Genomic DNA, 22,810 nt, shown 5'->3' with positions numbered 1-22,810 from the left:
GAATCAGCACTCACTATCATTGATTATCGTAGCCTCTTCGCGCATATGTTACGCAATGACAAGCCGAAAGGCCGGAAGGAACAAGCCTGATGCGCAGCTATGATGTTGAAAACGGGGTCGTGGATCTGGGCCGGATCAAGCTCGACGTGCCCGATACGATCAGCGAGGAGGCCAAGGCCTATCTGCGCTTCGATCCCAACCAGCAGATGCCCGAGGACGCGCCCCCGGTGCCGATGTGGCTGATGCGCGAACCGCTGGCGCCGATGTTCGAGTGGCTGAACCAGCAGGCGTTGGAAGCCTATCCCTGCACGGTCGAGGAGACCGCGATCGGCGGCGTGCGCTGCCATCGCATTGCGCCCAGGGACGGCGTGCGCCATGCTGGCAAGCTTCTGATCAACCTGCACGGTGGCGGCTTCGTCATGGGTTCGGGCTCGCTGGTGGAAGCCATCCCGATGGCTGCCGAAACCGGGTGCGAAGTCATCGCCGTCGATTATCGCCTCGCGCCCGAGCACCCCTTCCCCGCTGCTGTTGACGACATCGTGGCGGTCTATCGCGATGCCCTGAAGACGCATGCGGCAAGGGACGTGATCCTGTTCGGCACCTCGGCTGGCGGCTTCCTCACAGCCATGGCGATCATGCGGTTCAAGAAAGAGGGGCTTCCACTACCGGCTGCCTGCGGCGTGTTCACCGCCGGCGGCGACGTGACGCAGCTGGGCGATACCTTCAATTACCTGACGCTGTCGGGCTTCTACGGCCACGTCGGCGCAAAGCTGGACGATCCGCTGTGCGAACGCGGTGTCTTTGTTGGAGCGGCGGACCGCAACGATCCGCTGCTAGCCCCGATCAAGGGCGACCTTTCGGACTTCCCGCCGACGCTGCTGGTCACCGGCACGCGCGATGCGGTGCTGAGTTCGGCGGCAATGTTCCACCGCGCCTTGCGCAAGGCTGGGCGCGATGCCGACCTTCACGTGTTCGAGGCCATGCCGCACGGCTTCTGGTTCAGTGTGGCCCTGCCGGAATCGCGCGAGGCAATCGACCTCATGGCGCGCTTCTTCGAACGCCACCTGGGCATCGGCGCAACATAGATCAGCTGCGCCGACAAGAACCGCGACTTACAGGAAGAAGTCGCGGTTCTCGGCGCCCATCAGCACGCTGGCATAGTTGCGCGCAAAGCCGACCGGATTGTTGGCAACATGCGCGCGCGACATGCGCACGTCATGCCACAGATCCTGGAAATCGCTGCCGAGATAGATCGAGCGGCCACCGGCCACGTCCATCAGCAGGTCCATCGCCTCGATGCAGCGATCCGCCACGAGGCTGGCCTGATAACGATAGCGGACGCGGTCCTCGATGGTCGGCTTCCAGCCCGCCCTTTCCATCGCCTCGAAGTTGCTGACCATCACCGTCAGGCATTCCTCGGCAAGGTTGGAGGCGCGGGCGATGCGTTCCAGCACATCAGGGTCGGCGGCGGACTTGGTCATGTCGGTGGAGCTGAGGCCGACGCGATCCCTGAACAGCGCGATGGCATGGCGCACTGCGCCGATCGCGGCGGTGTTGACCACGCGGATGAACACTTGCGCCCATGGCAGGTCATAGACGCCGCTGCCCTGATGGTGGACCGAATTGAACCCGTCCATCTGCTTGTGGCTGCGGCGCTCGGGCACGAACACCGGTGTGTCGATCACGATATCGTTGGAGCCGGTACCCTGCAGGCCCATGGTGTGCCAGGTATCGTCGATGCGGTAATCGCCGGCGGGCACGAGGAAGGTGCGATGGCCCTCTTCGGCCACCATCCCGCCCAGCAGCACCCAGTTGCAGTGCAGGCTCCCGCTCGACCAGCCCCAACGGCCCGACAGCAGGAAGCCGCCTTCGGTGCGCTGCACTTTCGCGCCCACCGGATTGTACGAGCTGGAGATCATGGCGTCCGGGCCATCGGCGAAGACCTCGGCCTGTGTCTCAGGGTCCATCATCGCGATCTGGTAGTTGTGAACCGCGACGATCCCCAGCGCCCAGGCGGTGCTCATGTCGCGTTCGGCAATGGCGATCTGGTCGAGGAAGAAGTCCTGCGGCGTCCCTTCGCGTCCGCCGTGGCTGGCGGGGGTAAAGTGGCGGAAGAAGCCCTCTTGCCGCAGTGCTTCCACGACCTTGTCGGAAATGCGCCGCGCCTTGCGCCCTTCTTCGGCATGAGCCGCGACGAGATCGAGCGTGGCTGCTGATATCGACATTTAATACCCCTCGAAACCTAGTGCGTAGCCATGTGAATCTTATGATACGCATTTTGCGCCTTGCAAAGCATCTAGACAAAACTTTGCCGCAAAAACACTGGTGAAATTGTCTATTTGCACCAAAGTGCAGCGCATCTACGCCGCACACCCGTCTACGACACAGGGGCCGCCTTGCGAGCGGCCCCTGCAGATTTCGCCAAGCGCGACAGGCAATTACCAGTTGAACTTCAACGTGGCGCCGAATTCGCGCGGGTTGGTCAGGCTGACCTGCCGAAAGCCCGAATTGAAGGTGCCTGCAATCAGGGAATCCACCGTCCCGTTGCCGAGGCCACGGTTGGTGATGCGCCGCTGGTCGAGCAGGTTGCGGGCGAACACGTCGAACTCCCATTTGCCGTCGTCGGTGCGCACGCCGAGGAACATGTTGAGCAGTTCGCGCGACTGATAGGTGTACTGCGCCCGCTCTGAATCAAAGCCCGGACGATAGGTGAACAGGGCGCGCACGAACGGCGTCACCGAGCCCATCGGCAGGCGCAGTTCGGTGTTGGCAGTCAGGCTGAAGTCCGGAACTTCGGCGAGGCGACCATTGGCCACGCAATAGCTGACATTGCCCGTGCCGGTAACCTTTGGCGTGCCGTTGCGGTTGGGGACGCCGGTGCCGGCAAAGTCGGTGCACGGCACGCGGGCATTGTCGAACCGCGCCTTTGTGTATGCGGCCGACACGCCCAGGTCCCAGTTGTCCGAAACGCGCCCGTCGAACGAGGCTTCGACGCCCTTGATCGTGGCATCGGCATTGTAGTTGAAGTCAAAGAACCCGGTGGCCGGCTGGTTCGCGGGAGCGTTGTAATAGATGTCGGTGAACCGCGACAGGAAGTTGTCGATCTTCTGGTAATAGCCCGAAAGCGAATAGCTGACGCGGCGATCGAACATCGTGCCCTTGATCCCGCCCTCGAACGAATCGCTCTTTTCCGGATTGGTGCGGATCAGGTCGTTGGAAATGCCGGCCGGCACGGCAACGCCCGTGCTGCCGGCGCGGAACGAATGGCCATAGGCGGCAAACACGTTGAGGTTCGGCGTGATCTCGTAGGAGATATTCACGCCGCCCGTCACCGGCTTGTTGGTATTGCGCTGCAGGGCCGGCGGGATGATCTCGGTCGGGCCGCTATTGACGGCGCCGCTCAGCGTCAGTTGTGTGGTCTGAACGCTCTTGATGATCGAATAGCGCACGCCACCCTCGATCGACAGCGGGCCGGAGCGGTAGCGCAGGTTGGCGTTGAACGACCAGGTCTGGTTGTTGACCGGCACGTTGACGCGCGTTGCGATGCCCAGTGTGTTGGGCAGCGTGAACGGCGTGAAGCCTGGGATCGGCAAACCGATCGCGGCGAATGGCAGGTTGACTTGCGCATTAGGGCTTACCGCATACCAGAACTGCGATGCATCCTGGTTGACCACCGTCGTGCCGGTCTGCTTCGTGTAGAACGCGCCAAGACCCCAGCCGAGACCTTCCCTGTTGTTCGAGGTCAGGCGCAATTCGGCCGTATCGACCTTGTAGGGCGTCACCACATCGGAATACTGCACATAGCCTGGCAGCGCATTGGTCACATCAAGATCGCGCTGGATGTCGAGCCTGCTGAACTGGTGCGCCCCCACGAAGGCGATTGTCGCGGGCCCGAGATCGTAGTCCAGGTTGAGGTTGACGATGTGCGACTTGTTGATGTTGCGGAAGGCACCATCCTGCACCGAGGCATAATCGTCCGTGGTCAGCGCCGGGCCCGACCGCGCAGTCGTATCGGGCACGAACACACCGGCGAGCAGCGCCGGAAGATCGCCCACACCCGGAACCGGAATCGTGAAATACTGGCTATAGGGCGTATTGCCCGCGCCGATGACCTGCTGGAACTGGCGGTTGTCGGCTTCGAGGTACTGATAGGTCAGGTAGCCGGTGAAGTTGTCGGTCGGCTTCCAGCCCAGCGTGATGCGCGCGCTTTCGGTGGTGCTCTTCGAGCGTTCCTTGCGGGTCACGTTATAGACGTTGTTGAGGCGGTTGCCGTCGACCAGCGCGGCAACGCGGATCGCGAACGTGTCGGAGAACGGCAGCGAGGCCCCCATCTGCGCGTTGTAGCCCGCACGGGTCGTGCCGGTGATCTGCGCGTAGCCCTCGGGCTTTTCGAAGCTGGGGCGACGGGTGGCGATGGTGATCGCGCCAGCCGGCGCCGAAAGGCCGCGCAGCAGCCCCTGGGGCCCGCGAAGCACTTCGATCTGCTGCACGTCATAGATCGCGGTGTAGACCGTCTGTGCGTCGGTCGGGATCTCGTTGAGGTAGACCTGCACGGCGGGCGAGGTGCCCTGATCGGGGTCGAACGAAATGCCGCGCAGCGTCGTGGTGTTGTTGCGGCCGCTGACGTTGGTCAGTTCCAGGCCAGGAGCGAGTTGCTGCACGTCCTTGACGTCGAAGATCTTGAACTTCTCGAGCTGTTCGCCGGTGGCCACGTTCACCGTCATCGCCACGTCCTGCAGCTTCTGCGACTGGCGGGTGGCGGTAACGATGATCTCGTTGCTCGGCGCTTCCTCTGCCGCCTGCGGCGCGGCGTCGGCCGGCTCGGCCGCCATGGCTGCACCTGGCAGCTGCATCGCGATTGCACTGGCGCCGAGCAGTAGCGCGAACCTGGTGTTGTCGGACTTCATGTTTCCTCCCCTCGTTGGCCGAAAGAGCGAGGTGGCCCCGCCTGCGTTCGCGCCTGGATTTGTGCCGATCGCTCGGTCCGATTCCGGCGGGATCGTGCGGTGACTTCAGGGGAGCGATAGCGCGCCTACCGTCCATCGTGCTGGACCGTCCCATGCGCCCAAATTCAGAATCACTCCCCCTCGGTCCTTGCATTCGATCACGCCGAAGTTAGTCTTAACTAACAAACCATGCCGGGTGCGTCAAATCAGATTCGCTCAATAGCGATCTTATTCGGTCGTAATTGGCCTGCAGCGGGGTATTTGCGTAAGAATGTGCCATTTTCGCAACGCAATAACCAAAAGGGCGAAAGCGCCTTACGCACACCCGCTACAGTCGCCCGCCTGACTCCCCGGGCTCAATCCATGTCGGGCCAGACTTGCGCGAAGAACGGATTGGCGGCCCTGTTCGCATCGTAGCTGTCCTGATCGACCATGCAGGTCGAACACCAATGGCCGCCCTTGAGGTAGAGCCGGGGCGTCATCGTGAAGTCATGGCCCATGGCGCAGCGGATCTGCGTCGGCTCGTCGGCACCGCCCATCGAACCAACATGCTTGCCGCCCCGGAACGCGACGGCAGACTTGAGATCGTCGCCGGTCCAGTCCTGCTCGTGCTTCTCGGTGTCATAACCGTGGTCGAGCAGCGAGACCTCGCGCGAGGGCTGGCGAAACTCGAAGTCGGCCCAGGTGCGCGGCAGCCGCTCCCACGCCTCGCGCGATCCGAAATAGGCATCGATGTGCTCGCGGTCGTCATTCGCGATCCAGTTGAGAGTGCCCCCCGGGCCCTTGGCCAGCTTCTCCATCCGGCTGCGCCCCGCGCCCGGAAACCACCGGGCGACAAGCCGCACCGGCACCGGCATGCTGGCGACCATCGCCTGTGCCCAGTCCTCCAGCGTCTCGGAGCGGAACGGCACCATCTCCTCGAGCCGGTCCGAATCCGCATACCACTGGCCATGGAAGTTGCGCGTCGCCGACCAGTGCGGGCGAAAGCTGGCGAATGCATCCTTCTGCCCCAGCGCGCGTGCGGTGATGCGGGCGAACTCGTGATTGGTGACCCGCAGCTTCTCGCCGCCGCCGATGTTGTAGAATCGCTTCCAGAACGTCTCGGGCACGGCATCCTCGCAGGCATTTGCCGCAAGCCGGGCCGAATCGCCCACCGTTACCCATTCGAACACGCCGTTGAATGGGTTGTGGAAAATGATCGGGTCGAAGATCTTCCAGATGCCCGGATGCGCAATGCCGGTCTGGCGCAGCGAGACCCAGCGCTTCAGCCCGCTTTGCGCGACGATGGATTCAGCCTGGGTCTTGCTCACTGCGTACTGGTCGAACCGGCTGATCTTGATCGGATCGCCGGTGCGGCCCCAATGCACAGGCGCATTGCGATGCCCCGTCTGCGCCACCGTGCCGATATAGACGAGGGCCGTAGTCTCTGCCTGCCCTGCCGCCTTGATCGCCTCGACGATGTTTCGCGCCCCGCCGACATTCACCTTCATGGTCAGTTCGGGGAACTGGTCGGCAAGGGGCGAGACCATGCCGCCGATGTGCAGCACCTGATCCACGCCGTCGATACCGCGGCGCATGTCCTGCGCGCTGGTCAGATCGCCACTGAGCCACTCCACCGCCGGATGCTTTGCGAACCGCTTCACCACCGGGTGGCCCTGCTCCTCCGGCCGCACCAATGCGCGGACCCGGAAGCGGTCTGCCCTGCCCGCCAGTTCGGCAAGGGTCGCGCTGCCCATGTTGCCGGTCGCACCGGTCAGAAAGATCGTCTTCTTGGTGGAAATCGCCACGTCAGGCTGTCTCGCAGGTTAAAATCGTCCTCGTAGGTTCGATTAAATCAAGCTGGCAGTCAACCGCTTGCACAGACCTCTTTGCCAATCCTGATTTATGATGTAAGTGCCCACTTATCAAAACGGAGAGGCGAGATGAACGCGATTCTGGCTGAGCGCACCAACTATACACCACTGGCCAATGGCCCGGACCTTGCCCGCGCGCTCGATGAAGCGAACGTGCCGACCCTGCTTGCGGCCTATGTCCATCTCTCGCACGATACCGATCTGCTCGAACAGTTCGCGCCCCATATCCGGCCCGCGTTCTCCTATCCTCCGACGGAAATTCCCGACGAGCTGGCCGACGCGCTGCGCCTCAAGCTGCGGCACCTGCTCACCACCGGCGAAGGCCTCGCCAGGAGCGAACCCTCGGACGCGCTCGTCCAGCGCATAATGTCGGTGACCGTGGGCGAACCGGTGGACACCGAGTTCGTCGACCTGGTGAACGACCAGTGCGGCTTCCGTCCCTGGATAGACCGCAGCAAGCTGCCCGATCGTCCTGCCCCCGAGGCCGGCTTCAAGGTGCTCGTCATCGGCGCGGGCATGACCGGCATGGCCGCCGCCACCAAGCTGCGCGAGGCGGGCTATGAATTCGTCGTGATCGAGAAGAACCCCGAAGTGGGCGGCACCTGGTACGAGAACCGCTACCCCGGCGTCGGCGTCGATACGCCCAGCCACTTCTACAGCTTCAGCTGGGAAATCTGGCCCGATTGGCAGCACTACCACCCCCACGGCGCCGACATGCAGCGCTACATGACGGGCGTTGCCGACAAGTACGACCTGCGCCGCGACATCCGCTTCGACACCACGGTCGAAAAGCTGGTCTGGGACGAGAAGTCCTGCACCTGGACCGTCACTGTCCGCCGAGCCGATGGTCAGACAGAAGACCTTGTCGTCAACGCGGTGATCAACGGCCACGGTCCGGTCAACCGCCCGAAGATGCCGGACATCCCGGGCCTGTCCGGCTTCAAGGGCCCCGTCGTCCACACCGCCGCCTACCCCGCCGATCTCGACCTGAAGGGCAAGCGCGTCGCCGTGATCGGCACCGGCGCCAGCTCGGCCCAGCTCTGCGGCGCGATCGCGCCCGAGGTGGCCGAACTCACCGTCTATCAGCGCACCAAGCACTGGGTGCTCTACAATCCGGAAATCGCCCACGAGGTGAGCGAGGGGATGAAGTGGGCGCTGGCCAACATCCCAACCTTCAAGGAATGGTTCCGCTTCCGCGTCTACTGGGCCGCGGCCGACGGACTGTTCTCGAACGTGCTCAAGGACCCGGCGTGGGAAGGCAACATGCTGGCCGTCTCCGAAGGCAACGAGATGACGCGCCAGTACGCGCTCGGCTACATGCAGCAGCGCTTTGCCGACCGGCCCGACCTGATCGAGAAGCTCACCCCCGATTTCCCGATCTTCTCCAAGCGCATTGTCCTCGACAATGGCTGGTTCGATGCGCTCGCCCGCCCCAACGTCCACCTCGAAACGCAGGGCATTGCCCGCATCCTGCCAAATGGCATCGAGGCGAAAGACGGCTCGGTGTTCGAGTGCGACGTGATCATCTGCGCCACCGGTTTCAACGTCGCGCAGATGGTCGGCAACCTTGTGATCAGGGGCGAAGGCGGGCGTGAACTGGGCGAGGAATGGGGTGCGGAAGACCCGCGCAGCTACCTTGGCATGTGCGTCCCGGGCTATCCCAACTACTTCCACACCGTTGGCCCCAACAGCGCGCCCAATCACGCCGCCGGCCAGAACCTTATCTCCGAAGCGCAGGTCAACTGGATCATCGAGGCGCTCGATCGCATCACCGAAGCCGGCGCCCGCGCCTTCGAGGTGGAGCAGGACGCATTCGATGCCTGGAACCGCAAGGTGGACGAGCGCATGCCGCAGATGATCTGGACCCACCCGCGCGCCAATTCCTACTACAACAACTCCAAGGGCCGCGTCTTCCTGTCGTGGCCCTGGCGCCTGGTCGATTTCTTCAACGCCACCCGCCGCCCGGAACCGGGCTGCTATCGCCTGATCGATTGACACCGCCAACCCGGTTCCATGCATCTCTCTTGCGCGGGACCGGGGTTTCGCCCTAGTCGGGATGCGTGACCAAACGCACCCGCCTCCCCGCGAAAGACCGCAAGGCGCTCATTCTCGCCAACGCCCGCGCAATTTTCGCGCAGAACGGCTATGAAGCGGCGCGCACGCAGGAGATTGCCAAGCGGTCGGGCGTATCCGAAGCGCTGATGTACCGGCACTTCCCCTCGAAAGAGGCGCTCTACCGCGCCGTGCTGCGCGAAGTGATCCGCGAACAGGATGCCAGCTACGAGATCCTCGGGCTCCAGGAACTCAACGGGCGGGCGCTGGTCCGCAATCTCCATGCCTATTTCAGCCTCGTCATCGGGCCGTCCCAGGTGCGCTTCAAGGAAGGCTTCCGCCTGCTGCTTGCCAGCCTGATCGGCGACGCGCGGTTTGCCACGCTGGTCTATCGCCGCGCGCACCGGTTGATGAATCATCGCCTCACCGCCGCCTTGCGCCAGGCGCGCGACGCTGGCGAGGTGGTGGGCCGGGAAATCTCGGTCGCCAACACCTCGCTGTTCACCGAACACGTCGGCACCGTGCTCAACGTGCTGGCTTCGAACGTCGAACGCTCGCCCTACCACGGCAACACCGAGGACCTCATCCGCGACGCCGTATGGTTCTGCTGCCGCGGGGTGGGCTTCACCGACGAAGCGATCGAGCGCCACCTGCGCGATTGAGCGCTGCCGAAAGGCCTACGCCGGCATTCAGGCGCGCATCAGCGAGCCGCCGTTGACATCGAAGATCCCGCCATTGATCCAGCGCCCGTCCTGCGACAGCAGCATGGCGACGACGCCGGCATGGTCTTCGGATGTACCGAGGCGCGTGTGGGGGGTGCGGGCCATGTAGTAGTCCGCCCACTTCCTGGCCTCCTCGGCATTCGCGTCCATCTGCGCCTTCATCTCGCCCGTGACGGTGAAACCGGGCGCGAGGACATTGGCCGTGACCCCATCCTTTCCCCAGCGTGCCGCGACATGGCGCATCAATGCGTTCAGTCCGGCCTTGGCCATGGCATAGCAGGGACGTGTTGGCTCGGCGCCGTGGGCAGCGCCCGAACTGGTATAGACAATCGCGCCCTCCCCACTGGCAACGAGGTGTGGCAGGACTGCGCGGGTACACAGCAGGTGGCCCCGCAGGTTTACCGCGATAGTGCGATCGAAGGTGGCGAGGTCGATTGCCAAGGCATCGGAATCTTCCATGATCACGCGCAGGTCGGCCGCGTTGATATGCGCTCCATCAAGCCCGCCGAACCGATCCACCGCGGCCGCCGTCGCCTGCTGGACGGAGGCTTCGTCAGCGATGTCGACATGGACGGCGAATGTGGCACCACCGGCGTCCTCGGCAACCTTCGTCGCACCGGCGATGTTGATATCTGCTGCGCATACCTGCGCGCCCTCCTCGGCAAGGCGGCGAACGGTGGCTGCGCCAATGCCCGTCGCACTGCCGAAAACGATGATGCGGCGGCCGGCAAGTCGGTTGGTCATGATCGTCCCTTCTTCACGTCAATCGAGTGCTCATCAGGGGCCAGAGCCCACGCCATACGCATCACAGGATGCGCAAAGGTGAAGCATGCCTCGCCGACTTGCCAGGAATGCGTAGACATATACCCATCATGGTGCGTAAAGGAACTAAGTTTTTACTCACCATCCTCGTGAACTGCCATGCCCTTGCGCTGGCCGGGCATGCGGGTTACCAACCACATTGACAGCGCTATCTAGTTGGGGTCCAAAAGGATCGACGGCGCGGGGAGAGCGATATTGCGCAAAGTGCTGAAGGTGCTCGGCCTGCTGTTGCTTGCGGCCGCGGTAGTCATGGCGATCCTGGCGTGGCGCAACTGGGACCTGATCCAGCGCGTGTTTCTGGGCGGTGTCAAAGTCTATGAGACGGTCCCGCCGCAAATTCCCGCCAACATTCCGCGCCCCGCCGTGCTGGTCTTCTCGAAGACCAATGCCTTTCGCCATGAAGAGGCGATTCCCGCTGCTGCGAAAATGTTCGACGCGCTGGCCAAGCAGAATGGCTGGGGCCTCTACCAGACGGAGAACGGAGCGGCCTTCAGCCCCGAGATCCTGTCCCGCTTCGATGCCGTGGTGTTCTCCAACGTCACCGGCGACGTCTTCACGCCCGAACAGCGCGCTGCGTTCAAGGCCTATCTCGAAAATGGCGGTGGCTATGTCGGGATCCACGGCGCGGGCGACAATTCGCACAAGGCGTGGGACTGGTATGTCACCTCGGTGATCGGCACGAACTTCATCGGCCATCCGATGGAACCGCAGTTCCAGAGCGCTGCCGTCAACGTCGAAACCCATGCGCACCCTTCGACCGCGTCATTGCCTGACAGGTTCGATCATGTCGACGAATGGTATTCCTTCGACAAGTCGCCGCGCGGCATCCCCGGGCTGACCGTTCTCGCCACGATCGACGAGGGCAGCTACAAGCCGGGTTCGTTCATGGGCACCGAACTTGCCATGGGCAAGGACCATCCCGTGGCGTGGTGGCGATGCATTGGCCAAGGGCGCGTGTTCTACGCTGCGGCAGGCCACACTGCACAGACTTACGACGATCCCCAGTACCGCCAGTTCCTTACGGGTGCGGTACAGTGGGCGATGAAGCGCGCCGGCAGTGGCTGCGGCGGCGATGCTGCCAGCGCCACCGGGTCAGCGCAAGCAAGCAACTGACATAGAGCAACTACAGGAACGGGCGGGGAATTCTTTCATGGCAACCACATCCCAGAACAGGAAATCGATCTTCTGGATCTGCGTCCTTGCCCTGTTCTGTGCGGCACTGGCGAACGCCGTGCGCGCAGGCGCCGCCGGGGCAATGAAGACAGCCCTGCTCGATCCGATAGACCCGCAGCATTCGGGCGAGCTTATCGGCGTCGTGCTCGGCAACTCTTTCCTCGGCTTTGCCATCAGCTTGCTGGTCATCTCGCCGCTGCTCGACAAGTTGGGCGCAAAGAAGGTGATCCTGTTCGCCTCGGCCTGCTTCATCCTCGGCCCGCTCCTTGTCCTGCTGGCGGGGAACGCTCCACCCGCCTCGATCATGCTCGTGCTCAACCTGGCCATGGTTCTGTGGGGCTGCGGCTGGGGAGCGACCGAGGCCTCGATCAATCCCGTGGTGGCCACGCTCTTTCCCGACGAGAAGACAGGCAAGCTCAACGAGCTGCACGCCTGGTGGCCGGCAGGCCTGATCCTCGGCGGTCTGCTTTCGGTCCTGTTCTTCAAGTCGCTTGACCTGCCGTGGCAGGCGCTGGTGGGCCTGTGCCTCATTCCCGGCGTGGCTCTGGCAATCTGGGCAGCCCGCCACCAGTTCCCGCAGACCGAAAGCGCCGTGGCAGGCGTCTCCTTCGGCGAGATGATGACCGAGCCGTTCAAGCGGCCGAGCTTCTGGGTATTCTTCGCCATCATGTTCCTGACCGCGTCGAGCGAACTGGCGCCTGGCGCATGGGTCGATGTGACGCTGACCAATACCGTCGGCATGCCGGGCATTCTCGTGCTGGTCTATGTCTCTGCGATCATGTTCGTCATGCGCCATTTCGCCGGCGCGCTGGAACATCGTTTTTCCGACATGGGCCTTCTGCTGATGTGCACGGTGCCTGCGGCCGTGGGCCTGTACCTGCTGTCGGTGGCGAACTCACCCGTTACCGCGGTACTGGCGGCAACGGTCTGGGCGTTCGGCGTGTGCTTCATGTGGCCGACCATGCTGGCGGCAGTTTCGCGGCGATACCCGCGTTCTGGCCCATGGGGCATTGGCCTGGTCGGTTTTGCCGGCGCGCTGGCGATCTACTTCGTGCTCCCCGAACTCGGCGCGATCTATGACAGGGCCAAGCTGGAGAAGGCCGGGGGCGAAGAAGCCTTCGCCGCATTGCAGCCCGGCAGCGATGCCTTGCAGCAGGTTCTTGCCTACGCTGCAGAGAAGAGCTTCCAGACCATTGCCATCATTCCGGTGGTGCTCTTCTTCATCTTCCTCGCCGTGCGCCTCGTCGAACGGAAAAGCGGAAAGGCCTGATCCGTGAAGGTCGGCATCAACCTGATGCTGTGGACGGGGCATGTCACGCCCGCTGATGCGCCGCTGCTCGCAGCGCTGAAGGACACCGGGTTCGACGGCGTGGAAGTCCCGCTGTTCGACGTTTCGAGCAGCGCGCACTTTGCCGGGCTGGCCGACATCCTTGACGGCATCGGGCTCGAACGCACGGCAACGGCCATTCTTCCGGACGAAGCGCACAATCCGATTTCACCCGATCCCGCAGTCCGCGCCCGTGCGGTCCAGCATCTCGAGCGCGTGATCGATTGCGCAGCAGCGCTCGGCGCGCAGGTTTTGGCCGGACCGTTGTTCCAGCCGCTCGGGCTGTTCAGCGGGGCCGGGCCGACCGAGGCCGAGCTTGAGCGTTGCGCCGAGGTGCACCGGGCAGTTGCCGAACGCGCCCGCGCGGCAAACCTGCCTTTGGCGCTGGAACCCCTGAACCGCTTCGAGTGCTACCTGCTCAACACCTGCGAACAGGCGAGCGCCTATCTGGACCGTCTCGATGCACCCGGGTTCGGCATCCTTTACGATACGTTCCATGCCCATATCGAGGAGAAGGACCCGGTGGCGGCGCTGCGCAAGGCACTGGCGCGCGGCCACGTGGCCCATGTCCACATCAGCGAGAACGATCGCGGCACTCCGGGGCGCGGGCATGCCAGGATTGCCGAGGCCATCGCCGCACTCAAGCAGACGGGGTACGATGGCTGGCTGACCATCGAGGCCTTCGGCAAGGGCCTGCCCGAGCTCGCCGCCGCAACCCGCGTATGGCGCGATTTCTTCAGCAGCCCGGAAGAGGTCTACACCGAGGGGCACCACTTTATCCGCGCATGCTGGGGCCAGGCATGATGTCCACACCGGCCATTTTTGCCCTGCGCCAAGAAGCAAGCCAGAACACGGAGACTGCCGATGATTGATCTTCCCGAAACCGATCGCCGTGGCATCTTGGCCGGCTTCGCCGCCCTGCTCGGCGCGGCAGCACTTCCAATCGAGGCACTTGCGGCACCGGCCGGCAAGACCACGCCCTTCCTCCCCGCCCCACGCTTTGCGCTGCTTTCAAGCGTGGCCGACACGATGCTGCCCGTCACCGACACGCCGGGCGCGCTTGCGGCGCAAGTCCCCGCCCGGCTTGGTGCGATGCTGAAGAACTGGGCCGCGTCGGCCACCCGGGCCGAGATCCTCGCGGCGCTTGACCGGATCGATGCCTCGGCCAAAGCTGCCAAGGGGCGCAGCTTTGCCGCGCTTTCCGCAAAGGAGCGCGAAACGGTGCTGCGCGCCCACGATGCCGCCGCGCTCAAGCCGACAGCCCCGCTCGATGCCAACAAGGCGGGGTTCCTGCAGACGGGGACCGTACCTACCGATGCCGGTTACAAGCGGCTGAAGGAGCTGGTCATCGGCCTCTACTACTACAGCCCGACCGGCAGCGAGCACGAGCTGGTCTATGATCACGTGCCCGGCCCCTACCAGGCCTCGGTCAAGCTTACCCCGAAATCCCGGCCTTTCCTCGGCCTCGGTCCGTTCTGAGCGGAGATAGATTCATGTTTGACGCCATCGTTATCGGCTCGGGTATCAGCGGGGGCATTTCCGCCAAGGAATTGACCGAACGCGGCCTGAAGGTCCTGGTGATAGAGCGCGGCCGCAAGGTCGAACACGTCAGCGACTACAACGACACCCAGATGCCGTGGGAGCTGCCCAACAACAACGAGATTCCCGAAGAGGAACTGGCGCGCGACTATCCTGTGCAGCGCCAGTGCTATGCCGTGAATGCCGCGACCAAGCAGTTCTGGGTCAAGGACAGCGAACATCCCTACACCACGCCAGAAGACCGCCCGTTCAGCTGGATTCGCGGCTATCACCTCGGCGGGCGCTCGATCATGTGGGGCCGCCAGGCCTATCGTCTTTCGCCCATGGATTTCGAGGCCAACGCCAAGGACGGTCACGGCGTCGACTGGCCAATCCGCTATGACGACCTCGCGCCGTGGTACAGCCATGTCGAGAAGTTCATCGGCGTGGCAGGGTCAAAGGAAGGCCTGCCGCAACTGCCAGATGGCGAATTCCTGCCTCCATGGGAAATGAACGATGCCGAAAAGCTGTTCAAGGCATCGGTCGAGGAGAAGTTCTCGGGCCGCAAGGTGATCATCGGGCGCAATGCCAACCTCTCGGTCGCCCAGCCACACCACGAGGAACTGGGGCGCACCAGCTGCCAGAACCGTTCGATCTGCGAACGCGGCTGCAGCTTCGGGGCGAACCACACCAGCCTGTCCTCATCCTTCCCTGCGGCAGAGCGCACCGGCAACCTGACCATCGTCACCGATGCGATCGTGCACAGCCTGGTGCAGGACCCGGCCAGTGGCAGGATCACGGCCGTGCGGGTGATCGATGCCAAGACCATGGAGGGGCGGACCCATGAGGCAAAGGTCTTCTTCCTCAACGCATCGACCATCGGATCGGCGCAGATCCTGCTGAACTCGGCGAACGAGGCAAATCCGCGCGGCCTGTGCAACAAGTCCGATCAGGTCGGCCGCAACATCATGGACCACATGTATGCGCTGGCGACAGCCGGCGTGATGCCGCATTATCCGGCCGACAGCTATTATCACGGCCGCCGTCCCACCGGCATCTACATCCCGCGCTATCGCAACGTGACAGAGGACGCCGACGGCTTCGTGCGCGGCTACGGCTATCAGGGCGCAGTGACCCGGCAGGGCGGAAAGCCCGATGCTTCCGCAGGAATCGGCCAGGAGATCAAGGAGCGGAACCGCAAGTTCGGGCCGTGGGTCGCCTATATCTCGGGCTTTGGCGAAATGCTGCCCCATCCCGATAACCGGATGACGCTGCACCAGACGCGCAAGGACAAGTGGGGCATTCCGCTGCTCCACATCGACGTTCAGCTGCGCGAAAACGAGAAGAAGATGGCCAGGCAGATCCAGGCCGATGCCCGGACCATGATCGAAGCCGCCGGCGGCACTGTCGTCTACCAGCGGACCGAACCGGGACCGCCGGGTCTGGGCATCCACGAGATGGGCAGCGCCCGCATGGGCCGCGATCCGATGACCTCGGTGTTCAACGGGCTGAACCAGGCGCACGAGGCGCCGAACCTGTTCTGCACCGATGGCGCGGTAATGACCTCGTCGGGCTGCCAGAACCCGTCGCTCACCTACATGGCGATGTCGGCCCGCGCCGCGCATAATGCGGTGCTGATGTTGAAGGAAGGCAAGATCTGAACCGCTCGGGGGCTGCCTGCAAGGGCAGCCCTTCAAGCAGGAGACCCCCGGATTTACATTCCCGGCGATCCGGGGAAGCCCATGTAGTAGCTGCCGGTGGTCATTCCGCCGTCGACCACGATCTCTGCGCCATGGATGTAGGACGCCTCGTCGCTGGCAAGGAAGGCGCTGGCTGCGGCCACCTCTTCCGGCCCGCCGATGCGCTGCAACGGCACGTTGCCATAGCCCTTGTCCACTTCCTCGCGCGGCGCGCCGGAGTGGTTGGACATCACCGTGTCGACTCCGCCGGGGTGGACGGAGTTCACCCGAACGCCCTTGTGGCCCAGCTCCATCGCCGCCACCTTGGTCAGCCCGCGCACGCCCCACTTGGACGAGGCGTAGGCAACCAGGCTGTTCGCGCCCTTCATCCCGTCCACGGAAGAGACATTGACGATCGAACCGCGCCCACGCGCGATCATGCCCGGCGCCACCGCCTTGATGCCGAGGAACTCGCCGACGAGATTGACGCCCAATATCTTTTCGTATTCGGCCTTGGTCGTCTCGAGCAGGCTCTTGAACAGCAGGATGCCGGCATTGTTGACCAGCGCGTCGACCGGTCCCAGCGTTGCTTCAACTTGGCCGACAACGGCAGCCCAATTGGCCTCGTCGGTCACGTCTAGATGGAAGAACCGCGCCGCATCGCCAAGCTCTGCGGCCAGTGCTTCACCGGCCTCGTCCAGCACATCGGCAATCGCCACTTTCGCGCCCTCGGCCACGAACAGCCGGCTCGTCGCCGCGCCCATGCCCCGCGCGCCACCGGTGACGATCGCCACCTTGCCTGCAAGCTTTCCCATGATCTCTCCCTTGGCCCCTGCGTGGGAGCCTTATGTCCTCAGGCCACCTTCTGCCCCGGCCGCTTGTCGAGCGTGACGTGCAGACCATTGACCCGGCCCTGTATCTCGGGCGCCTTGTCACGCGGGTTGTAGAACTGGCGGTACCACAGGCGCACCTTGGCGTATGGCCCATCCTTGGGGATCGCCAGCGGGTTGATGCAGGCGCGCTTGTTCGCCCAGATTTCCACGTCCTGCGCAAAGGCAAGGCGGCTTGCTTCCTGATACATCAGCGCAGTCTGGCGGTCCTCGGCGGTCGTCTCGCGGCTGCCGTCGTGAACCTTGACCATCAGCGCGTGCCATGACCGCGTCACCCCGTCCTCGATCGGCGTGTTGGCGATCATGATGAAGCTGTCGAACGTGCCGGCCATTTCCGATTGCAGGAAGCCGGGCCCCTCGTACCAGGTATCCAGGACCAGCGCGTCTTCGGGGTTGGCGGTCAGCGTGCGGTGCCCGGCGCTGTAGTACTGGTGCAGGTGCGGCCCCATGAACTCGTTGGCAAAGTACTGCCAGTCGGTCGCCCCGTGGATCGGCACGAAGTGGCCGAAGTCTGCCATGTTGTCGACGATCTCGATGCCGTGGCTGTTAAGATCGCCCATGTAGTCGATCTTCCATTCGACCCAGCCCGGCTCGCCATAATGGCCGCCGAAATTGGCCAGCTCGACGTCGGGCTCCAACCCTTCCGGATCATGCCACATCCAGATGATCCCGGCGCGTTCGAGCACCGGATAAGTGCCGAGCTTCGCTGCCTTGGGGATGAAGTCGGAATAGGGAATGTGGTTGCACGCGCCATCGGTGCCGAAGCGCCAGCCGTGGAACGGGCAGCGGATCGACTCGCCCTCGACATGCTCGCCATCGCGCACGATGTAGGACGTGCTGTTCTTCGCCAGGTGCGCGCCCATGTGCGGGCAATAGGCATCGACCACGTAAGGCTTGCCGCTCTCGCCCCGGTAGATCACCAGATCCTTGCCGAAGTAGCGGATCGGCGCGGGAGTGCGCGTGGCATCGGCAGCAGTTCCGATCATGAACCAGCCGCGCGGAAAATCGAACTCACCCAGGCCATACTCTTTCGAGGTTGCCATCTGCATCACTCCTTTTGATCACCGCGCCGTTCTGCCTTGGTGACGACAGCGCATTCGTGATCCCGAAAACCGAATCGCGAACGATTTGCGGACCGATCGCGATCTTCTCCCACGCCCTCAGCATGGCACGCCCAAGAGCATTGGGCAAGCCCAAGCGGACCACACTTTGCGTTGCCATAAATGCCGCATCTTACGCAAAGGCAGCAATACTCCACGTTTTCTCTGTAACCTGCGTTCAGATTTTGGTTTGCAGTTTGCATGAGGCCGTGGCAACAACCCGATCAGCGAGAGGCCGCAAGACGCTTCACGCCACTGGAGAGAAGCATGACCGATCTTGACCGCAAAGTCGTCCTGATAACCGGAGCCGGGCAGGGCATCGGACAGGGCGTGGCGCTGGCAATGGCAGGCGCTGGCGCATCTGTCGTCGTCACCGGGCGGACGCTCGCCAAGGTCGAGGCAACGGCGCGGATGGTCGAGGAACGCGGCGGCCAGGCGCTTGCCGTCGCTTGCGACGTGAGGTCCGCCGCCGACCTTGCCGCGACGGTGGAGCGCACCGTCGCCACCTTCGGCGGGCTCGACATTCTCGTCAACAATGCCCAGGAAGTGCCGCTCGGCAAGCTCGAGGACGTGACGGACGAAGCCTTCCTTGCGGGATTTGAAAGCGGGCCGCTGGCCACGCACCGCCTGATGAAGCTCGCCCGCCCGCACCTCGCCGCGCGCGGCGGCGGCACGATCTTCAACTTCTGCTCGTCGGCGGGCATCCGCTGGGACATGACCGGTTACGGCTGCTACGCCGCGGTCAAGCAGGCGATCCGTTCGCTCACCCGCGCCGCTGCCGCCGAATGGGGCGGCGAAGGCATCCGCGTGCTGACCATCGCGCCGCACGCGGAATCGCCCGGGCTCAAGTGGTGGATCGAGAACAATCCCGAAGAGGCGCAGGCCTTCTTCCGCACGATCCCGCTGGGCCGGGTCGGCAGCCTGGAAGGCGATATCGGCCGCGCGCTGGTGGCGCTTGCGGGGCAGGACCTTGCCTACCTGACCGGGGCGACAATCCCGCTCGACGGTGGACAGGCCAACTTCGACTGAGGAGGCGCAGCCCATGGAAAAGGTCATCGCTGCCCTCTGGGCCCCGCCGCAGCAATCGCGCGAGGAGTTCGGCGCCGCACTGCTCGGCACCCTGCCCCAGGCGCTCGTCGCTGCGGGAGCGAGCCGGGTTCGGCTCAACCTGCGCGATGCCACGGTCGCACCGGGCGAAGCGCTGGTCCAGCAGTGGCAGGCGCCGCAGCAGGCTGCCGTCGTGCAGTTCTGGATGCCCTCGGCAAACGCCCGCTTCCGGACTGAGGTAGATGCCGCGCTGGCCGCGCATTCGGCCTGGTTCGCCGCATGGCTGGTCTGCGAATCCGAGATCATCCCCAACACCGCGCATCCGTGTTCTGCAAATGTTTCCCCGGGGAAACACCGCACCTGGGGCTGGAGCCAGGCCAGCTTCATCACCTTCCGCCCGGACATCACCCGCGAAGAGGCCGTCGCCCACTGGCATTCGCACCACACGCGGGTGGCCATCGAGACGCAATCGAATTTCGAATACGTCCAGAACCTGATCGTCCGCCCCCTCACCGAAGGCGCGCCGGCCTACAGCGCGTTCGTCGAGGAATGCTTTCCCCTGGAAGCGCTCGAACAGCCCGAAGTCTTCTTCGATGCCGTGGGCAACCCGGAAAAGTTCAAGGCCAATCTCGACGCGATGATGGCCAGCTGCCACGCCTTCATCGACTTCACCCGCAACGATATCATCCCCACCAGCCAGTTCGATTTCGCCCACCTGGGCTGAAGATCGCGCAAGAGGAATCCACCATGTCCGAACAACCGAAAGTGGCTCTCGTAACTGGCGCCAGCCGGGGTGCAGGCGCCGGCATAGCGCGCGGCTTTGGCGAGATGGGCTACACCGTCTACGTCACCGGGCGCACCGTTACGCCGGGTGACGCGAAGGGCTGGGACGGCACCGTGCTGCCCGGCACGGTATCCGAAACCGCGCAGAAGATCACCGAGAACGGCGGCAAGGGCATTCCCGTTGTCTGCGACCATGCCGACGATGCCAGCGTCGCCCGCGTATTCGAACAGATCATGGACGAGCAGGGCCGCCTCGACGTGCTGGTCAACAATGCCGCCTACATGCACCACCAGCTGATCGAGAAGGCGCCGTTCTGGGAAAAGGAACTGGATGCGCAGAAGATCATCGATGTCGGTCTGCGCAGTGCCTACGTCGCCAGTTGGCACGCGGCGAAGATCATGGTTCCGCAGAAATCGGGCCTGATCGCGATGACCTCGTCGTTCGGCGCGACCTGCTACATGCACGGCCCCGCCTACGGCGCGCAGAAGGCCGGGCTCGACAAGCTGGCGCACGACATGGAGCACGATTTCCGCGGCACCGGCGTGATCGCCGTCTCGCTCTGGCTCGGCCCGCAACTGACCGAGCGCGCGCTGATCGCGGCCAAGACCAACCCGGAGCAGTACGAAGGCTTCCTGTCGATGGCCGAGAACCCCGAATTCTCCGCCCACGTCCTTGCTGCCATCGACCGGGCGCCGAACCGCGACGAGCTTTCCGGTCAGACGCTGATCGTGGCGGAAATCGCCAAGGAACTGGGCGTGAAGGACAGGGGCCACGACCGCCCCTCGCACCGCGAAATGCTCGGCAGCCCGCGCCCGAAGAACCCGGCGGCGGTCTATTGAAGGGTAGCGCCGAAGCACCTTCGCCTAATTGCTTCGTCAGCCTGAACTCGTTTCAGGGTCCATTTCTCGACATCCACGGACAGTGTTCGGTGAGAGATAGATGCTGAAACAAGTTCAGCATGACGGGGCTTGTGGTTGAAGGCTTGTTCGGCAAAGCGCTCAGGGACGTTCGCTCAATGATCCCCGCCGGATCATCCTGCGATACCGAGATCCGCGAACCCCTTGCACCAGCCCCCCCGCCCCATACCCTTCGCCCGTTGGAGCCGGAGCAACCGGCCAGACGGGGAGATGATCGATGGCAAGTGCAGCAGCGGGTGCAGACGGCCTTCCCTTGCTCGATGGCGGCGTGCCGCTGCTCGGGCACCTCGCCCAGTTCTTTCGCGATCCGGTTTCCGTCCTGAAGCGCGGCTATCGCTCGAAGGGCCGGCTCTTCGCGATGAACTTCATGGGCCAGCGCATGAACGTGATGCTGGGGCCGGAACACAACCGCTTCTTCTTCGAGGAAACCGACAAGCTGCTCTCGATCCGGGAGTCGATGCCGTTCTTCCTCAAGATGTTCTCGCCCGAGTTCTACTCGTTTGCCGAGATGGACGAATACCTGCGCCAGCGCGCGATCATCATGCCCCGGTTCAAGGCGGCATCGATGAAGCAGTACGTGCCGGTGATGGTCGAGGAATCGCTGAACCTCGTCGAACGGCTGGGTGAGGAAGGCGAGTTCGACCTGATCCCGACGCTGGGCCCCGTGGTAATGGACATCGCCGCGCACAGCTTCATGGGGCGCGAATTCCACGAGAAGCTTGGCCACGAATTCTTCGAGCTGTTCCGCGATTTTTCAGGCGGCATGGAGTTCGTGCTGCCGCTGTGGCTGCCGACGCCCAAGATGGTGAAAAGCCAGCGCGCCAAGAAGAAGCTCCACGCGATCCTGCAATCGTGGATCGACAAGCGCCGCGCCAGTCCGCTCGATCCGCCCGACTTCTTCCAGACGATGATCGAGACGAAGTATCCCGATGGCCGCGCCGTGCCCGACGAGATCATCCGGCACCTGATCCTGCTGCTGGTCTGGGCGGGCCACGAAACCACCGCCGGGCAAGTCAGCTGGGCGCTGGCCGACCTCCTCCAGAACCCCGGCTACCAGCAGGTGCTGCGCGAAGAGGTCGCCGGCCTGATCGGCGGCGGCAACGGTGCCAGCCTGGGGTGGGAGCAGGCCGTGGCGATGGAGAAGATGGACCTCGCCCTGCGCGAGACAGAGCGGCTCCACCCCGTCGCCTACATGCTCAGCCGCAAGGCCAGTGCCGATATCGAGCGCGACGGCTATCGCATCCGCAAGGGCGAATTCGTGCTGCTCGCGCCCTCGGTCAGCCATCGCATGGAAGAGACCTTCCGCAATGCCGATGCCTATGATCCCGAGCGCTTCAACCCGCAGAACCCGGACGCGCAGATCGAGAGCAACTCGCTGATCGGCTTCGGCGGCGGGGTGCATCGCTGTGCGGGGGTAAACTTCGCGCGCATGGAAATGAAGGTGCTGGTGGCGATCCTGCTGCAGAACTTCGACATGGAGCTGATCGACGAAGTGCGCCCCATCGCCGGCGCATCGACCTACTGGCCCGCCCAGCCCTGCCGCGTGCGCTACAAGCGGCGCAAGCTGGATGGCGCGGGTGGAAGCGCGGACGTGGCGGCGCTCGCCAAGGCGGCCGGTTGCCCGGCCCATGCATGAGGCGCACTGAATGGCCAAGGTGACTTTCGTCCAGCCGGACGGCTCGGCGCGGACTTGCGTGAACTTCGAGGGCATGACCCTGATGCAGCTTGCGGTCGGCAACCTTGTCGACGGGATCGACGCGCTGTGCGGCGGCATGATGCAGTGCGCCACCTGCCACTGCTACATCGACCCGGACTGGCTTGACCGCACCGGCCCCGCCCGGCCGGAAGAACGCGAGATGCTCGAGGCCATCGATGGCGTCGAGATCCGCCCGAACAGCCGCCTGTCCTGCCAGGTCCAGCTTGGCGAGGAGTTGGACGGGCTGGTGGTGCACATTCCGGCGGAGCAACCGGGAATCTAGC

At 63.9% G+C, this 22,810-nt stretch carries 19 protein-coding genes; 13 read left to right on the top strand and 6 right to left on the bottom strand.

Annotation, left to right across the window (positions count from 1 at the left end):
• The first annotated feature begins 89 nt into the window (after positions 1-89).
• The gene (locus AC3WLM_RS17010) at positions 90-1,085 is read left to right on the top strand and encodes an alpha/beta hydrolase (RefSeq protein WP_492478174.1); all 996 of its coding nucleotides are present in this window, start codon (positions 90-92) and stop codon (positions 1,083-1,085) included.
• Positions 1,086-1,112: 27 nt separating this feature from the next.
• Here AC3WLM_RS17010 and AC3WLM_RS17005 read toward each other — a convergent pair whose 3' ends face one another.
• The 3 genes from AC3WLM_RS17005 to AC3WLM_RS16995 form a co-directional block, all read right to left on the bottom strand.
• Positions 1,113-2,225 carry an acyl-CoA dehydrogenase family protein gene (locus AC3WLM_RS17005; protein ID WP_492478173.1) on the bottom strand — a complete coding sequence of 371 codons (1,113 nt, stop codon included), beginning with the start codon at positions 2,223-2,225 and terminating at the stop codon, positions 1,113-1,115.
• A gap of 213 nt (positions 2,226-2,438) precedes the next feature.
• Entirely contained in the window at positions 2,439-4,907 is a 2,469-nt protein-coding gene (locus AC3WLM_RS17000) for a TonB-dependent receptor (protein WP_492478172.1), read from the bottom strand.
• 395 nt (positions 4,908-5,302) lie between these two features.
• Complete coding sequence (locus tag AC3WLM_RS16995) at positions 5,303-6,733, bottom strand: NAD-dependent epimerase/dehydratase family protein (RefSeq protein WP_492478171.1); 1,431 nt, start codon at positions 6,731-6,733, stop codon at positions 5,303-5,305.
• Between the two features lie 135 nt (positions 6,734-6,868).
• Between AC3WLM_RS16995 and AC3WLM_RS16990 the strand changes: the two genes are divergently transcribed.
• Entirely contained in the window at positions 6,869-8,794 is a 1,926-nt protein-coding gene (locus AC3WLM_RS16990) for a flavin-containing monooxygenase (protein WP_492478170.1), read from the top strand.
• Between the two features lie 65 nt (positions 8,795-8,859).
• Complete coding sequence (locus tag AC3WLM_RS16985; RefSeq protein WP_193828639.1) at positions 8,860-9,513, top strand: TetR/AcrR family transcriptional regulator; 654 nt, start codon at positions 8,860-8,862, stop codon at positions 9,511-9,513.
• 27 nt (positions 9,514-9,540) lie between these two features.
• Here AC3WLM_RS16985 and AC3WLM_RS16980 read toward each other — a convergent pair whose 3' ends face one another.
• On the bottom strand, positions 9,541-10,317 hold the full coding sequence (locus AC3WLM_RS16980) for an SDR family NAD(P)-dependent oxidoreductase (RefSeq protein ID WP_492478169.1): 777 nt from the start codon (positions 10,315-10,317) through the stop codon (positions 9,541-9,543).
• Positions 10,318-10,599: 282 nt separating this feature from the next.
• On the opposite strand from AC3WLM_RS16980, the gene AC3WLM_RS16975 reads away from it, so the two are divergent.
• From AC3WLM_RS16975 to AC3WLM_RS16955, 5 genes are read left to right on the top strand one after another with little or no spacing between them, the layout of a single operon-like run.
• On the top strand, positions 10,600-11,508 hold the full coding sequence (locus AC3WLM_RS16975; protein ID WP_230487936.1) for a ThuA domain-containing protein: 909 nt from the start codon (positions 10,600-10,602) through the stop codon (positions 11,506-11,508).
• Complete coding sequence (locus AC3WLM_RS16970) at positions 11,468-12,838, top strand: MFS transporter (protein ID WP_193828873.1); 1,371 nt, start codon at positions 11,468-11,470, stop codon at positions 12,836-12,838. Before AC3WLM_RS16975 ends, AC3WLM_RS16970 begins: the two co-directional genes overlap by 41 nt.
• Positions 12,839-12,841: 3 nt before the next feature.
• Positions 12,842-13,699, top strand: coding sequence for a sugar phosphate isomerase/epimerase family protein (locus AC3WLM_RS16965; protein WP_492478168.1), 858 nt, complete (start codon positions 12,842-12,844; stop codon positions 13,697-13,699).
• A gap of 60 nt (positions 13,700-13,759) precedes the next feature.
• Positions 13,760-14,374 carry a gluconate 2-dehydrogenase subunit 3 family protein gene (locus tag AC3WLM_RS16960; RefSeq protein ID WP_492478167.1) on the top strand — a complete coding sequence of 205 codons (615 nt, stop codon included), beginning with the start codon at positions 13,760-13,762 and terminating at the stop codon, positions 14,372-14,374.
• Positions 14,375-14,388: 14 nt separating this feature from the next.
• The gene (locus tag AC3WLM_RS16955; protein ID WP_492478166.1) at positions 14,389-16,074 is read left to right on the top strand and encodes a GMC oxidoreductase; all 1,686 of its coding nucleotides are present in this window, start codon (positions 14,389-14,391) and stop codon (positions 16,072-16,074) included.
• A 53-nt stretch (positions 16,075-16,127) separates the two neighbouring features.
• Here AC3WLM_RS16955 and AC3WLM_RS16950 read toward each other — a convergent pair whose 3' ends face one another.
• Both AC3WLM_RS16950 and AC3WLM_RS16945 read right to left on the bottom strand, forming a co-directional pair.
• Positions 16,128-16,907, bottom strand: coding sequence for an SDR family NAD(P)-dependent oxidoreductase (locus tag AC3WLM_RS16950; RefSeq protein ID WP_492478165.1), 780 nt, complete (start codon positions 16,905-16,907; stop codon positions 16,128-16,130).
• A gap of 38 nt (positions 16,908-16,945) precedes the next feature.
• Positions 16,946-18,025, bottom strand: coding sequence for a 3-ketosteroid-9-alpha-monooxygenase, oxygenase component (locus AC3WLM_RS16945; protein WP_039334652.1), 1,080 nt, complete (start codon positions 18,023-18,025; stop codon positions 16,946-16,948).
• A 324-nt stretch (positions 18,026-18,349) separates the two neighbouring features.
• On the opposite strand from AC3WLM_RS16945, the gene AC3WLM_RS16940 reads away from it, so the two are divergent.
• The 5 genes from AC3WLM_RS16940 to AC3WLM_RS16920 all read left to right on the top strand — a co-directional run bounded on the left by AC3WLM_RS16940 (position 18,350) and on the right by AC3WLM_RS16920 (position 22,809).
• Positions 18,350-19,111, top strand: a complete 762-nt coding sequence (locus AC3WLM_RS16940) for an SDR family NAD(P)-dependent oxidoreductase (protein ID WP_492478164.1) — start codon at positions 18,350-18,352, stop codon at positions 19,109-19,111.
• 13 nt (positions 19,112-19,124) lie between these two features.
• On the top strand, positions 19,125-19,853 hold the full coding sequence (locus tag AC3WLM_RS16935) for an EthD domain-containing protein (protein WP_492478163.1): 729 nt from the start codon (positions 19,125-19,127) through the stop codon (positions 19,851-19,853).
• A gap of 23 nt (positions 19,854-19,876) precedes the next feature.
• Positions 19,877-20,752, top strand: a complete 876-nt coding sequence (locus tag AC3WLM_RS16930) for an SDR family NAD(P)-dependent oxidoreductase (RefSeq protein ID WP_492478162.1) — start codon at positions 19,877-19,879, stop codon at positions 20,750-20,752.
• 295 nt (positions 20,753-21,047) lie between these two features.
• Positions 21,048-22,466, top strand: a complete 1,419-nt coding sequence (locus tag AC3WLM_RS16925) for a cytochrome P450 (protein ID WP_492478161.1) — start codon at positions 21,048-21,050, stop codon at positions 22,464-22,466.
• Between the two features lie 10 nt (positions 22,467-22,476).
• Complete coding sequence (locus AC3WLM_RS16920) at positions 22,477-22,809, top strand: 2Fe-2S iron-sulfur cluster-binding protein (protein WP_039334472.1); 333 nt, start codon at positions 22,477-22,479, stop codon at positions 22,807-22,809.
• Position 22,810 lies beyond the last annotated feature (1 nt).

This window comes from Novosphingobium sp. FW305-C-30-35, from assembly GCF_058783135.1.
The sequence above is the reverse complement of the archived record's forward strand: the minus strand, read 5'-3'. Positions and strand labels throughout refer to the sequence as shown.